This is a genomic window from Streptacidiphilus monticola, from assembly GCF_042658505.1.
In the GTDB taxonomy this organism is placed as follows: domain Bacteria; phylum Actinomycetota; class Actinomycetes; order Streptomycetales; family Streptomycetaceae; genus Streptacidiphilus; species Streptacidiphilus monticola.
In genome coordinates this window covers 18,839-31,804 of sequence record NZ_JBHSQJ010000036.1, presented here as the reverse complement: position 1 = coordinate 31,804, position 12,966 = coordinate 18,839, and the positions used below count along the sequence as shown (strand labels likewise).

The 12,966-nt window shown below is 74.0% G+C and carries 14 protein-coding genes and 1 tRNA gene; 9 read left to right on the top strand and 6 right to left on the bottom strand.

Annotated features, from left to right (window positions below):
• Positions 1 to 81 precede the first annotated feature (81 nt).
• Entirely contained in the window at positions 82 to 657 is a 576-nt protein-coding gene (locus ACFP3V_RS10320; RefSeq protein ID WP_380582213.1) for a 5-formyltetrahydrofolate cyclo-ligase, read from the bottom strand.
• 53 nt (positions 658 to 710) lie between these two features.
• Here ACFP3V_RS10320 and ACFP3V_RS10315 point away from each other — a divergent pair, with 53 nt between their 5' ends.
• The 8 genes from ACFP3V_RS10315 (at position 711) to ACFP3V_RS10280 (ending at position 6,602) form a co-directional block, all read left to right on the top strand.
• The gene (locus ACFP3V_RS10315; RefSeq protein ID WP_380582211.1) at positions 711 to 1,424 is read left to right on the top strand and encodes a GGDEF domain-containing protein; all 714 of its coding nucleotides are present in this window, start codon (positions 711 to 713) and stop codon (positions 1,422 to 1,424) included.
• A complete protein-coding gene (locus ACFP3V_RS10310; RefSeq protein ID WP_380582209.1) occupies positions 1,421 to 2,353 on the top strand; it encodes a UTP--glucose-1-phosphate uridylyltransferase in 933 nt (310 codons plus the stop codon). Before ACFP3V_RS10315 ends, ACFP3V_RS10310 begins: the two co-directional genes overlap by 4 nt.
• Before the next feature lie 27 nt (positions 2,354 to 2,380).
• Positions 2,381 to 3,658: a molybdotransferase-like divisome protein Glp gene (gene glp / locus ACFP3V_RS10305; RefSeq protein ID WP_380582207.1), complete on the top strand. Its 1,278-nt coding sequence runs from the start codon at positions 2,381 to 2,383 to the stop codon at positions 3,656 to 3,658.
• Positions 3,659 to 3,871: 213 nt separating this feature from the next.
• On the top strand, positions 3,872 to 4,327 hold the full coding sequence (moaC, locus tag ACFP3V_RS10300; protein WP_380582239.1) for a cyclic pyranopterin monophosphate synthase MoaC: 456 nt from the start codon (positions 3,872 to 3,874) through the stop codon (positions 4,325 to 4,327).
• Positions 4,320 to 4,937: a MogA/MoaB family molybdenum cofactor biosynthesis protein gene (locus ACFP3V_RS10295; RefSeq protein ID WP_380582205.1), complete on the top strand. Its 618-nt coding sequence runs from the start codon at positions 4,320 to 4,322 to the stop codon at positions 4,935 to 4,937. The genes moaC and ACFP3V_RS10295 overlap by 8 nt, the downstream gene beginning before the upstream one ends.
• Positions 4,934 to 5,560 (top strand): GNAT family N-acetyltransferase, encoded by a 627-nt coding sequence (locus tag ACFP3V_RS10290; protein WP_380582237.1) that lies wholly within the window; start codon positions 4,934 to 4,936, stop codon positions 5,558 to 5,560. Before ACFP3V_RS10295 ends, ACFP3V_RS10290 begins: the two co-directional genes overlap by 4 nt.
• Positions 5,561 to 5,637: 77 nt before the next feature.
• Entirely contained in the window at positions 5,638 to 6,468 is an 831-nt protein-coding gene (gene sepX, locus ACFP3V_RS10285) for a divisome protein SepX/GlpR (RefSeq protein ID WP_380582203.1), read from the top strand.
• Between the two features lie 60 nt (positions 6,469 to 6,528).
• Positions 6,529 to 6,602, top strand: a tRNA-Ala gene (locus ACFP3V_RS10280).
• Positions 6,603 to 7,162: 560 nt separating this feature from the next.
• On the opposite strand, the gene ACFP3V_RS10275 is transcribed toward ACFP3V_RS10280, so the two are convergent.
• The 5 genes from ACFP3V_RS10275 to ACFP3V_RS10255 form a co-directional block, all read right to left on the bottom strand.
• Positions 7,163 to 8,734, bottom strand: coding sequence for a hypothetical protein (locus ACFP3V_RS10275; RefSeq protein WP_380582201.1), 1,572 nt, complete (start codon positions 8,732 to 8,734; stop codon positions 7,163 to 7,165).
• A 90-nt stretch (positions 8,735 to 8,824) separates the two neighbouring features.
• A complete protein-coding gene (locus tag ACFP3V_RS10270) occupies positions 8,825 to 9,361 on the bottom strand; it encodes a hypothetical protein (protein ID WP_380582199.1) in 537 nt (178 codons plus the stop codon).
• Positions 9,362 to 9,573: 212 nt separating this feature from the next.
• Positions 9,574 to 10,254: a hypothetical protein gene (locus ACFP3V_RS10265; protein ID WP_380582197.1), complete on the bottom strand. Its 681-nt coding sequence runs from the start codon at positions 10,252 to 10,254 to the stop codon at positions 9,574 to 9,576.
• Positions 10,254 to 12,122: a hypothetical protein gene (locus tag ACFP3V_RS10260; protein ID WP_380582195.1), complete on the bottom strand. Its 1,869-nt coding sequence runs from the start codon at positions 12,120 to 12,122 to the stop codon at positions 10,254 to 10,256. The genes ACFP3V_RS10265 and ACFP3V_RS10260 overlap by 1 nt, the downstream gene beginning before the upstream one ends.
• 25 nt (positions 12,123 to 12,147) lie before the next feature.
• Positions 12,148 to 12,366 carry a hypothetical protein gene (locus ACFP3V_RS10255; RefSeq protein WP_380582193.1) on the bottom strand — a complete coding sequence of 73 codons (219 nt, stop codon included), beginning with the start codon at positions 12,364 to 12,366 and terminating at the stop codon, positions 12,148 to 12,150.
• Positions 12,367 to 12,528: 162 nt separating this feature from the next.
• On the opposite strand from ACFP3V_RS10255, the gene ACFP3V_RS10250 reads away from it, so the two are divergent.
• Entirely contained in the window at positions 12,529 to 12,936 is a 408-nt protein-coding gene (locus tag ACFP3V_RS10250) for a transcriptional regulator (protein ID WP_380582191.1), read from the top strand.
• Positions 12,937 to 12,966: the final 30 nt, after the last annotated feature.

Genomic DNA, 12,966 nt, shown 5'->3' with positions numbered 1-12,966 from the left:
TGTGCGGGACGAACCCTCCGCGAGTGGTGGGCCGGTCGCGCCCGCTCGGCGGAGCCGCAGATGTCTGCAGCCTCGCGCCGCTCAGGGGAAGTGCAACGTCCGACGGGGAGTCAGGACGGCGTCGACGGGGGCGTCGTGGGGTTCGGTCGGGACGTGGGGGAGGAGCTCCTCGTCGTAGAGGAGGGTGATCAGGCGCGGGTGTGCGCCCGCGCGCCCGAGCCGGGCGAGGACGCGGTCGTAGCTGCCGCCGCCGCGGCCCAGCCGCAGGCCCTGCGGGCCCACGGCGAGGCCGGGCAGGAGGACGGCGTCCACGGCGGTCACCGCGTCCACACCGAGCCGGGGGCCGGTCGGCTCCAGCAGGCCCAGGCGCGCGGGGGCCAGGGCCCCGGGGCCGGTGTACTCGGCCCAGTCGAGGTCGTTGTCCGGCAGCAGCACCGGCAGCAGCACGCGCACACCCGTCGTCCGCAGCCGGTCCAGCAGCGGGCGGGTGCCGGGCTCGCTGCCCAGGGAGACGTACGCGGCCACCGTCCGCGCGCCCGCGAGGAGTTCGGGGGCTCGCGCGGACAGCGCAAGCGCCGCCGCCTCCCGCTCCGCGGGGGAAAGCGCGGCGCGCCGTGCCAGCAGCCGTGACCTCAGGGCCTCTTTCTCGTTCACCATCAGATGGACGGTACCCCGGCACCCGTCCCGCCCGGCCCTGGGGAGGAGCAAGCATGCTGCACGGCATCGAGGACGCGCTGGCGCTGCTGTGCGTGCCGGCCCTGCTGCTGGCGGCCGGGTGCTGCTACCTGCTCGCCCGCGGCCGGCGCCGCTCCGGCCGACAGCTGCGTGCGCTGCGGCAGCAGGTCGCGCGCCTGGAGTCGGCCCGGGCGGAGCTGGAGCGCACGTCCTGCACGGACGCGCTCACCGGGGTGTGGAACTACCGCTACCTGCAGCTGGCCCTGGACCGCGAGGTGGCCCGGCACGACCGCCGGGTCCGTACCCAACTCCCGGGCGTCGCCGTGCTGTTGCTGGAGGTGGACGGGTTCGCGGCGCTGCGTCGCGAGTACGGGCACCAGCGTGCCGGCTCGGTGCTGCGGGACCTGGCGCTGCGCCTCGCCATGGAGGTGCGGGCCGAGGACGTCTTCGGGCGGTACGGGGGCGAGGAGTTCCTGGTCGTCCTGCCGGACACGGACCGGGCCGGCGCCGAGGCCGTCGCCGAACGGCTCAGTTGGACCGTGCGCCGCCACCCGCTCGCGTTGCCCGCCGTCCCCGCGGGCGAGGGCACGGGTCCGGCCAAGGACAACGGACTGCGGGCCCGGGTCGGCATCGCGGTCATGCCGGGTGACGGATCCCACTCGGCGCTGCTCTTGAAGGCCGTTGACAGCTCCCTTGCAGAGAGGAGCCACCTGAGGGACAGCGAAGGCCCAGTAAAGTCGTCCGCATGACCAGACCCAGCGCCCGCAGGATCACCAAGGCGGTCATCCCCGCCGCCGGCCTCGGAACCCGGTTCCTTCCGGCCACCAAGGCCACCCCGAAGGAGATGCTCCCGGTGGTCGACAAGCCGGCCATCCAGTACGTCGTCGAGGAGGCCGCCTCCGCGGGGCTGACCGACGTGCTGATGATCACGGGGCGCAACAAGCGGCCGCTGGAGGACCACTTCGACCGGGCCTACGAGCTCGAGGAGCAGCTCGCCCGCAAGGGCGACCAGGCCAAGCTCGACCGGGTCCGCGAGTCCAGCGAGCTCGCCACCATGCACTACGTGCGCCAGGGCGACCCCAAGGGCCTCGGCCACGCGGTGCTCTGCGCCGAGCCGCACGTCGCCGACCAGCCCTTCGCGGTGCTGCTGGGCGACGACCTGATCGACCCGCGCGACCCGCTGCTCTCCCAGATGATCACCGTCCAGCGCGAGCTGGGCGGCAGCGTCGTCGCCCTGATCGAGGTCGAGCCCGAGCTGGCCCACCTCTACGGCTGCGCGGCGGTCCGTCCGGCCGAGTGGCACGGCAGCGAGGGCGAGGAGGTCGTCCGGATCACCGACCTCGTCGAGAAGCCCGCCCCCGGCGAGGCTCCGAGCACCTACGCGGTGATCGGCCGCTACGTCCTCGACCCCAGCGTCTTCGACGTGCTGCACGAGACCCAGCCCGGCAAGAACGGCGAGATCCAGCTGACCGACGCGCTGCGCGTGCTGGCCCAGCGGACCCCGGGCCGCGGCGGTCCGGTGCACGGCGTCATCTTCAAGGGCCGCCGCTACGACACGGGCGACAAGGGCGACTACCTGCGTGCCATCGTCCGGCTCGCGTGCGAGCGTGAGGACCTGGGCCCGGAGTTCCGCTCCTGGCTCAAGGAGTTCGTCGGCAACGGCGAGATCGACGGCTGAGAATCTGCGCCTCAGGGGGAGCGGTTGATGGACGTGTGCGGCACCGAGTCGGCGGCCGACCGGCTGTGGACGGTGGACGAGCACCTGGACGACATCCTGGCCACCGTCCGGCCGCTGCCGCCGCTCGACCTGCAACTGCTGGACGCGCAGGGCTGCCTGACAGTCGATGAGCTGGTCTCCTCGGTGGACCTGCCGCCCTTCGACAACAGCTCGATGGACGGCTACGCGGTCCGGGTCGCCGACCTCGCGGGCGCGAGCGACGAGTACCCCTCGGTGCTCTCGGTCGTCGGTGACGTGGCCGCGGGCGCGTCCGACCTGCCGGTGATCGGTCCGGGCCAGTGCGCCCGGATCATGACCGGCGCGCCGATGCCGCCCGGCGCGGAGGCGGTGGTCCCGGTCGAGTGGACGGACGGCGGCGCGGGCGGCGGTGCGGTGGCGGCGATGGTCGCCGGTGCGTCCTCGGGCGAGGTGCGGGTCTTCCGTCCCGCCGAGCCGGGCGCGTTCGTCCGGCGGCGCGGCGGCGACGTGCGCGGCGGCCAGTCGCTGCTCCCGGCCGGCGTCCGGCTCGGCCCCGCCCAGCTGGGGCTGTACGCGGCGGTGGGCCGGGACACGGTCCGGGTCCGGCCGCGGCCCCGCGTGGTCGTGCTCTCGACGGGCAGCGAACTCGTCCAGCCCGGCAGCCCCGTGGGCCCCGGTCAGATCACCGACTCGAACTCCTTCGCCCTGACGGCGGCGGCCCGGGACGCGGGCGCGATCGCCTACCGGGTCGGCGGGGTCCCGGACGACCCGGCGCGGCTGCGCGAGGTGATCGAGGACCAGCTGGTCCGCGCGGACCTGGTGGTCACCAGCGGCGGAGTCTCCGTCGGCGCCTACGACGTGGTCAAGGAGGCGCTCGGTGAGCGGATCTCCTTCCGCCGACTGCGGATGCAGCCGGGCAAGCCCCAGGGCTTCGGGCTGCTGGACGGGACGGTGCCGCTGTTCGCCCTGCCCGGCAACCCGGTCAGCGCCTACCTGTCGTTCGAACTCTTCGTCCGCCCGGCGATCCTGACGATGCTGGGAGCCGCGGAGGTCCGCCGCCCCACGGTCCGGGCCCGGATCACCGCGGACCTCGACTCCCCCGAGGGGAGGCGCCAGTTCGCCCGCGCCCGGTGGGACGCGGACCGCGGCGAGGCGACCCCGGTCGGCGGTGCGGGCTCGCACCTGGTCGGCCCGCTGGCGCAGGCCAACGCGCTGGTGGTGGTCCCCGAAGCCACCGTGCACGTCGCCGCGGGCGAGGACGTCGAGGTCTTGCTCCTCACCGAGTAGCGGTGCCGGGCGCGTGGTACCGCGCTTGACACGACCTCAGCCCGCGCCGCCGCCTGTCCGTGCCCGCCGACCTTCGGCGGTCGCTCGCGTGCCAGGGGGCCCTCGTCCGCGGTTGGCGGTAGCCTGTGCGCGCGTCCGAACGGAAGAGGGAGAGCACAGGTGAGCGGGGAGAGACCAGGCCTCACGCACGTCGACGAGCGCGGAGCCGCCCGCATGGTCGACGTGTCCGGGAAGGCCACGACCGTCCGCACCGCCACGGCCAGCGGCCGCGTGCTCGTGTCCGCGCGCGTCGTCGAACTGCTCCGGGGTGAGGGCGTGCCCAAGGGCGACGCCCTCTCCGTGGCGCGGATCGCCGGGATCATGGGAGCGAAGCGGACGCCCGACCTCGTCCCGCTGTGCCACCCCATCGCCCTGTCCGGGGTGACCGTCGACCTCGCCGTCGCCGACGACGCCGTCGAGATCTCCGCCACGGTCCGCACCGCGGACCGCACCGGCGTCGAGATGGAGGCGCTGACCGCCGTCGCGGTCGCCGGGCTGACCGTGATCGACATGGTGAAGGCCGTGGACAAGACGGCGCGGATCGAGGCGGTGCAGGTCGAGTCCAAGACCGGTGGCAAGAGCGGTGACTGGACCCGCGGCGAGCTGCTCGGCGGAGTCGGCCATGAGTGACCACCGCCGGGCCTTCGTGCTCACCGTCTCCAACCGGGCCGCCGCGGGCGTCTACGAGGACCGGGGCGGACCGCTGATCGCGGACGGCCTGCGGGAGCTGGGCTTCCACGTCGACGGCCCCGTCGTCGTGCCGGACGGGGAGCCCGTGCTCGCCGCGCTCCAGGGCGCCGTCGCCGAGTCCTACGACGTCGTGCTGACCACCGGCGGCACCGGCCTGACCGCGATGGACCTGACGCCGGAGGCCACCGCCCAGGTCATCGACCGCCCGGTGCCCGGCATCGCCGAGGCGATCCGCAACTACGGCACCGCTCACGGCGTTCCCACCGCCGCGCTCTCGCGCGGCCTCGCGGGCCTGGCCGGGCGCACCCTGATCGTCAACCTGCCCGGTTCCACCGGCGGGGTGAAGGACGGCCTGGCCGTGCTGGGCCCGCTGCTGGCGCACGCGGTGGACCAGGTCAACGGCGGGGACCATCCCCGTCCGGACGCCCCGGCCGCGGCTGGGCCGTCCGAGCCCCCGGCCGGACCGGCTGACTCCGCCGACTCCGCCGACTCCGCCGACTCCGCCGACTCCGCCGACTCCGCTGACGAGGTGTCAGGGGGCGGGCACTGAACGCCTTCTGGCCGGTCGAGCTGCAGGAGGGGCCGGTCGGGCTGCGTCCGATCCGGGTACGGGACGAGCGGGGCTGGCAGGAGGTCAGCCTGCGCAACCGGGACTGGCTGCGGCGCTGGGAGGCCACCGTCCCGCCGCCCCGTCCGGGCCGCCAGTCGGGGCCGCGGCCGACGTACCGTCAGATGGTGCGCTTCCTGCGCAAGGAGGCCCGGGCGGGGCGGATGCTGCCCTTCGTCGTCACCTACGAGGGCCGTCTCGTCGGCCAGTTGACGGTCGGCGGGATCACCTGGGGCTCGATGTGCTCGGCCAACATCGGCTACTGGGTGGACGAGTCCTTCGCCGGCCGCGGCATCATTCCCACCGCGGTCGCGCTCGCCGTGGACCACTGCTTCCGCGAGATGGGCCTGCACCGCATCGAGGTCTGCGTCCGCCCGGAGAACCTGCCGAGCCGGCGGGTGGCGGAGAAACTCGGCTTCCGGGAGGAGGGTCTGCGGCCGCGTTACCTGCACATCGACGGGGACTGGCGGGACCACCTCGTCTACGCGCTGACGGCGGAGGAAGTGCCGGAGGGAATGCTGCGGCGCTGGCGTGCGACCGCTCACCGGCACACAAATGAGCAATAGGGGGATTTCAAGATGATCGTGCGACACGCGGCCGAAAACCGCCGCGGTGAATGCGCCCCGGCCCTACGGTGTGAAGCGTGAGCAGCAGCGGCCTCATCTACGCGGTCATTGTGGGGGCTTGGGCTGCGTACCTGGTTCCGATGTGGCTGCGCCGGCAGGACGAGCTGAACGAGGCGCGGCCCACGGAGCGCTTCAGCACGGCCATCCGCCTGCTCTCCGGTCGCGCGGCCCTGGAGCGGCGCGCGGAGCGCCGCCTGGAGGACGCGCAGGCCACCCAGCTGCTGCAGCAGCCGTCCTCACGGCCCGTCAAGTCCGCGCAGCCCGGCCAGCCGGCGCAGTCCGGGCAGTCGGCGCAGTCCGCGTCGCCCGGGAAGGCGAACGCGCGTGCCGTGCTGCTGGCGCGGCGGCGGCGCATGGTGGTCCTGCTCTTCGCCGCGTTCACCGCGGGCATGCTGGCGACGGCGGTCGTCGGCATCGGGCTGCTGTGGCTTCCCGCGATTCCCGCGCTGCTGTTCTCCTGCTACATCGCCCACATGCGCAGGCAGGAGCGCCGCCGCCTCGAGGCCAAACTGGGCCGCCGCCGGGCTGCCGCCGCGCCTGCCCCGGCCCCCGCCCCGGTTCCGGCGCCCGTGGCAGCCCCGCCTGCGCCCACGACGTCGGGGACGGGCGCGCTGCTCTCCGCCGATCTGGCGGAGGTCGAGCACGAGGACTGGGTCGCGGGCGTCCGCGAGCGCCAGTCACCCCCGGACACGGCGTCCACGCCGGTTCCTGCGCCGTCCCCCACGTACTCCACCAAGCCCGTCGCCCCCCGCACCCGCCCCCGCGGGGGCGCGTCCGGCGCCCCCGGAAGCCGCACGCCCCTCTTCGACCAGTACGCCGACGACACCCCCCGCGCCTCGGGCCAGTGATCGCCAGGGCCGGGGGTGGTCACAAGCACCCCTCCGGACCTGCTAGAGTTTCTTCTCGTTGGGGCTGTGGCGCAGTCCGGTAGCGCACCTCGTTCGCATCGAGGGGGTCAGGGGTTCAAATCCCCTCAGCTCCACCCAGCACAGAGGCCCTGTCGGGATCACCCGACAGGGCCTCTGTCGTGTCGTGCAGAGACGCCAGGTCGGTCACGCGCTGTGTCACACGCGGTCGGGACGGATCCAGGAGCCGGCCGCGTCGAGGTCCTGTGGAGCGGGCGGGCCAGGCCCGCGACATGACCCTGACGCCGGGGATCGAGGCGCTGGCTGCGGACGAGTGCTGGCTCGGGTTCATCGGTCGGGGCGTTGGCGCTCCCGACCACTCGACATCCTGGTCAGCCGTTTCACCGGCTGGGTGCAGGCGCTCGACCCGGCGGCCGAGGCGGCGCCGGGCACGACTGCCTCGTCGTGAGCCAGGGCTCCGGAGACCTGCCCTTTCGGGCCTGCCCGGAGGCGAGGTACGTCGCGCACAGCAGGATCGCCGCCGGTACCGCGGCGGTCGCCGTCGTGCTGCTCGTCAGCGGCCTTCGACTGCGCCGTTCCTGAAAGCCCCGGAGGACTCGGCCGACCGTCAGCCGGTCAGGGTCCGGGCGCCGGGCCCCACCGCGAAAGTGGGGCCCGGTCCCGACCTGACAGGCGGTCAGCTGACCAGGAAGGCGTTGTAGACCGTCTGCGTCGAGCTGTTGCCGGCCGTGTCCACGGCCACCGTGCGCAGGGTGACCGAGCCGGGCTGGGCGGGCTCGGGGACCTTGGCGAGCCAGTGGGAGCCGGAGCGGGTGACGGTGACGGCGTGCCAGGTGCGGCCGCCGTCGTGGGAGGCCCAGACCTTGAGGGACTTGACGGTCTCATGGGCGTACCTGAGGCCGGTGGTCCAGGGCGCGTCGGTCCGTGCCAGCGTGATCGACACCGGGGTGGTGCTGCGCTCGGGCACCTTGTTCGCCGCCGACAGGCCCGCCGGGGTGAGCTTGGCCAGGTAGCCGGGGGCCACCTCGGACACCCGCGGATCGGCGTGGAAGTGCCAGGCCAGAGTGACCGTGGTGGACAGCTGCGCCCGCAGCTTGCGGGTCGAGGTGACCGAGAGGCTGTACCAGCCGGCGGAGGCGATACCGGCGGAGAAGGTCGGGGCGCTGCCGTAACTGGTCGTCAGCGTCTGCCGCTTGAGCACGTGGCCGGCCTTGGACAGGGTCACCGTGTTGCGGGTGTCGGCCGTCGCGCCGGTGCCGGAGTTGACGTCGGCGATCGTCGCGTAGGGCGTGAACCGGATCGAGCGGCGGTCCACGACGGGCAGGCCGGCGGTCGGACCCCACACGGCGCGGCCGAAGTTGAGCCAGTAGCTGTGGCCGCCGGTCAGCTTGACGGGGCCCCTGTTGTCGTTCGTGTCCAGTGTCCAGGCGCCGCTGGTGTTGTACCCGCGCACCTGCCACTGGCCGGAGGACAGCCAGGCGGTCGCGTCCGTGCCGGAGCCGGTGAGGTCGGAGCTGCCGTAGAGCAGGTCCGTGCAACCCTGGCCGCCGGTGCTGGGGTTGGCCATCACCCCGTTGACCGGCTGTGACGTCTCGCCGCTGCGCATGGCGAGGTTGACCCTGGCCATGGAGGAACGCCGGAAGTACGCGGTGGGGTTGGCGGGCAGGCCCTTCGTGGTCCGGTTCACGGCGTAGTAGTCGGCGCCGGTCCAGGTCTGCATCCAGCCGAACTGGAACTCGGTCGCCCGGGCGTTGGGGATCTCGTAGATCTCGCCGGGGACGTTGTAGACCCCGACCAGGCCGCCCCAGTTGTTCGCCGGGCAGGCCACCGCGGTCTCGAAGGCGTTGTAGGAGCCGGCCGCGGCTCCGGACGTGGCGTCGACCGAGGCACTGACGCGCTTGCCCCTGCGGGCGTCCAGGGTCACGGCCGTGCGCCCGGAGACGGACACCTTCACCGCGGCGAGGGTGTCACTCATCCGGTAGGGGGAGTTGTCGGGTGTCTCGATGTCGACGACGACCTCCCAGGAGCCCTTGGCGAGGGAGAAGCTCCGGCCGCTCTTCCGGCCTGTGACGACCTGCCCCGTCTTCGCGTTGGTGAGCACCAGGGGCATGGTGATCCGGGCGCCGTTGCGCCCGATCGTGGTGACGGTCAGGGTGTTGCTCGCCGCCTGCGCGGGCACCGCCACGAGTGCGGAGGCGGTCGCGGTGAGGGCGGCGGTGAGGGCAAGGCTCAGTGCTCTGTGTCGCATGTGGAACCCCCCGGAACGTGTGGTGAGGCCGGTGAGACTACTCCGTGTCCGCGGCCCCTCCGACGGGGGTCGGCGAAGGCGTCGGCGTGGTCAGGCAGTTGCCCGCGAGGCCGTGGCCCGTTCCGCCGCGCGGATGTGGCGGCGGGCGAGGAGGAGGGGGAGGGCGCCGAGGACGCCGAAGGAGATGTCGATGGGCAGCCACCACAACGGCAGGCCGCGCAGCGGGCCGCAGACGAGTGCCAGGGGGATGATGCCCGCGCAGGCGATGAGGCCGAAGTCGATGACCCAGATGTTGCGGACCGGGTCCCGCAGCGGGCCGATGAAGGCGCAGGCGATGGTGAGGTGCGCGAAGGCCAGCCAGTCCGTGCCGTAGGCGATGAAGGGGTAGCGGTCGCCGGTCTCGGTCAGGCCGCGGTGGACGCGTTCGATCCAGGCGACGGCGGAGGGGAGCCGGTCGGCGACGCCCTTGACGGGCGAGTGCGGGTCGGTGGCGCCCCAGACCAGCCAGCGGGTCTCGGTCACCAGCGGGAAGGCGGTGGCTCCGGCCAGGACCAGGCCGACGATCACGACGACGATCCACAGCCGGGCGCGTCTGAGGTGCTGTTCGAGCGGTTCCCCCTCGGTCATGGCACCGAGCGTAGACCTGGGCCCGAGGTCGGTCGGGGCGGGGGGTGGATGGGAGCGCAACAGCTGTTCGGAGACGCCGAGTTGGGCGGACATCGGGCCCGGCGGAAGGGTCGGCGCCGTGGTCCTTCGCCGACTGATGCACGCGCGGCCAGGGGCCCGGTCCGCGGGGGCGGACCGGGCCCCGGCCATGTCCGGCCGCGGAGAGGTCGGCGTCAGCGGTCGAACATGCGGTGGACCGTCACGAACGCTGTGGCGTCCGGCATGACGGTCAGGGGGTGGTGGGTGGTGGGCGGCTGCGGGGCCCGGGCGGCGGCCGCCTGGAGGACGGCGGTGACGCGGGCGGCGAGCGCGTCGGCCCGGGCCTTGAGCGTGGCCGCGTCCGCGTCGCTGCGGCCGAGGGCGTCCAGGGCGTGGTGGACCGCGGCGAGTTGGGCCAGGTCCGCCGAGGAGAGCGTGAACGGGCGGGCCGTCGAGACGATGAACTGGTAGGCGCCGGCCACCGTTTCGCAGCTCGGACAGGAGTGGTTGGTCGCCTGGCCGAGGTTGAGGGCCTCCAGTCGGATGTCCGTGCCCGCCATCGTGACGATCTGGAAGGACAGCGCCACGGCGCGGCAGCCGTCGTCCGCGGAGCAGCCGGAGGAGTCGGCGATCGCCCGGTTGCGCACGCCCGCCGCGCGGACCGTGCCGTACTGGTGGACGGTGAACGAGTCGTCGAACCGGGTCTCGTGGCCCGGGTGGGCGACGGCCCGCGCGCCGTCCGCGGCGATGGCCACGCCGCCGATCCGCAGCGACAGTGCCGAGGACGGGGCGGCGCCGACGCCGAGGCCGCCGAGCGCGAGCAGGGCGACGAGGCCGGTGCGAACTGCCTTGCGGGAGAGGGGGGTCCTGGACATCACGGTGGTGTTCCTCCGGGAGTGGGCGAGGGTGGGACGGGCGGGGCGGCCGAGGGGGAAGGGGCCGCCGGGGAGGTGCTCTGGCTCGGAGCGGTGCTGCCGGGTGTCGCCGTGGCGGAAGCCGACGGGGACGAGGACGGAGATGGAGACGGTGCGGCCGAGGCCGACCGGCTCGGGGGCGGGGACGGCGACCGGCCGGGTCCGGGTGAGGGCGACGCGGGCGCGGGGGCCGACGCGGACGCGGAGGGAGGCGGGGTCGGCGGGACAGGGGCGGACGTCGTGCGGTGGGTTCGCACCGGGAGCGGCACCCTGCCCGCCGCGCCGTGCGGGGTCGTGACGGCCCTGCCGTGGCCGACCGCCGAGCCGGTGGGGGCTTTCGCCGGCTCGGTCGGTACCAACGATGCCTGCCGGGGCGGCAGTTGGCGCTGTGGCAGGACGTCGTCCGCCCAGGCCGCACCGAGGGCGGTGAGCAGTGCGACCGCGCCCAGCGCCAGCGCCAGCCGGGCCCCGCGGCCCCGGGCCGCCCATCGGCGCAGCGCCCGCAGCAGGCGGCCGCCGACGCGCAGGGCGAGGTATCCGGCACCCGCGGCGGGCAGCAGCAGCATCGCGCTGCCGAGCGCCGCCACGGCTGCCGCCGCCATCCGGCCGTCGTCCAACGCCGATGCGGTCGCGCCCAGTTGCACGTGGAGCGAGTGGACCGCCGTGCCGGTCAGGCGGGGCAGGTTCCAGAGGGCGTAGCCCAGTTCGCCGAGGACCAGCGGCACCATCGTCAGGACCCACGCGGTGACCGTCACCCGGGCCGAGCGCTTCAGCGCCGCCGCCTCGGGGTGGACCGGGCGGCCCGGGATCGCGCTGAGCAGGATCGGGCGCACCTTGCCGTACAGGTCGGGCACGCCGGCCAGGTCGCCCAGGATGTAGTAGCCGTCCAGGCGCAGCGCGGGCAGCAGCTGCTCCAGGATCTCGAAGTGGCCCAGGTAGACCGCCGCCAGCAGGAACTGCTGCCCCGTCAGCAGGTAGCAGCCGCACAGGCCCAGCATGAACAGGACGTTGAAGTAGACCCCGCCGAGGTCGGTGCGGATCCGGCCGGCGCGGCCGATCCGGTAGACGTCGGTGACGTCCGTGTAGAGCGAGGGCCAGACCAGGTAGAGCCCGCAGCCGATGCAGCCGGGTATCGCGCCGCCGTGACGGCAGGCCGAGGCGTGGCCGAACTCGTGGAAGACCAGCGAGGCCACGGTCAGCCCGAATACGGCGAGCAGCAGTGCCGGCCGGTCGAGCACGGCCAGCACCGGGGCGAGCGCGCCGTGCACGGCGAAGAGCCAGACGTCCATGGCCACCGCGGCCGCGAGGGCCAGGGCCACCACGGGAGTCCGGTGCAGCCAGGCCAGCGCCCGGCCGACCCGGTTCACCCGGGCCGGCCGGAGGAGCACCGTGTGGCCCTTGAGGACGAGGAGCAGGTCGGAGCGCGGGGCGTCCGCCGGACTGTCGTCGCGGCCGGGCGGGAGGGTCAGCCCCAGCGGGGTCAGCTTGCGGTCGATCAGGTAGGCGACGTTCGCCGCGCTGACCTCCCGGCCGGACCGGAGCCGGACCAGCCGGGCGATCTCCGCCGTGGAGCGCTGACCGTCCACCGCGGCGACGACCAGGTGGAGCAGCCTGGTGAGCTGCACCACCTGCCCGTCGCCCCGCCGGGCGAGGTACCGGGGTTCGGTGAAGCCGGAGCCCTGGTACTCGCCGAGCAGTTGCAGTCCGGCACTCGGGCGGGGCGCCTGCCGCCCCCGCGGGTCCTGGTCGGACGCGGGGGCGGGGCGCCCGGCCGGGGGGAGTGCGGAGGCGGGCCCACCCGGCCCCGGCAGTGCCGCTTGCGGTTCCACGCTGCCGCTCTCGTCCTGCCGGTGGTTACTGGTGGATCGAGATCGACTGGCTGGCGCAGGACGCCGCCTCGGCGTACGGCGAGTTCCAGTTGCCGGCGAGCGACTCGTTGTGCGCGTCCACGTAGGCCACGTGCTTGGTGACGGTGACCGTCTTGTGGAAGCTGAACTTGAGCCGGCCCAGCGCCTCGCGGGCGGGGAGCAGCTCGGCGGACTCGGTCTCCAGCTCGTGGATGTCCATGCTCATGGGTAGGAATCCCCTTCATTCGGCGTCCGACGACGTCGGACGAACTGTCCAACGAGATTGGACAGTAACCGCGGGCGGTGCGCGTGGCAAGCACATCCGTGTGATCGCTCTAGAATCGGCGCCACCGAGCCGGAGGCGTCCGGACTGAGGAGGCTGCGCCAGGTGAGCGAGGATTCCGCGCCGTCCCCTGGGCCGCAGGCCCAGCAACCGGCCAACGCACTACGGGAGTTGATCCGGGAGCGGATCGACAGGACCGGCTGGTCGTACGGCGAGGTGGCCCGGCGCGGCGGCCTGCCCCGGTCCACGGTGCACCACCTGGCGACGGTCGAGCGGCTGGTCCGGATGCCCCAGCCGGCAAGCCTGGAGGGCCTGGCCCGAGGGCTGGAGCTGCCGCTGGACGCGGTCCGCCGCGCCGCCGCGGAGGCCTGCGGCATCCACGTGGCCGCCCCCGACCGCGAGGTGGACGTCCTCATCGCCAGCCTCCGGCAGCTGTCCGCCGAGGACCGGCGGCATGTCGCCGCGCTGGTCGAGTCGCTGCTCGACCGCGGCCGGGGCGAGGCCGACACCTGAGCCACCTGAGCCCGCACGGGCATGGCGCGC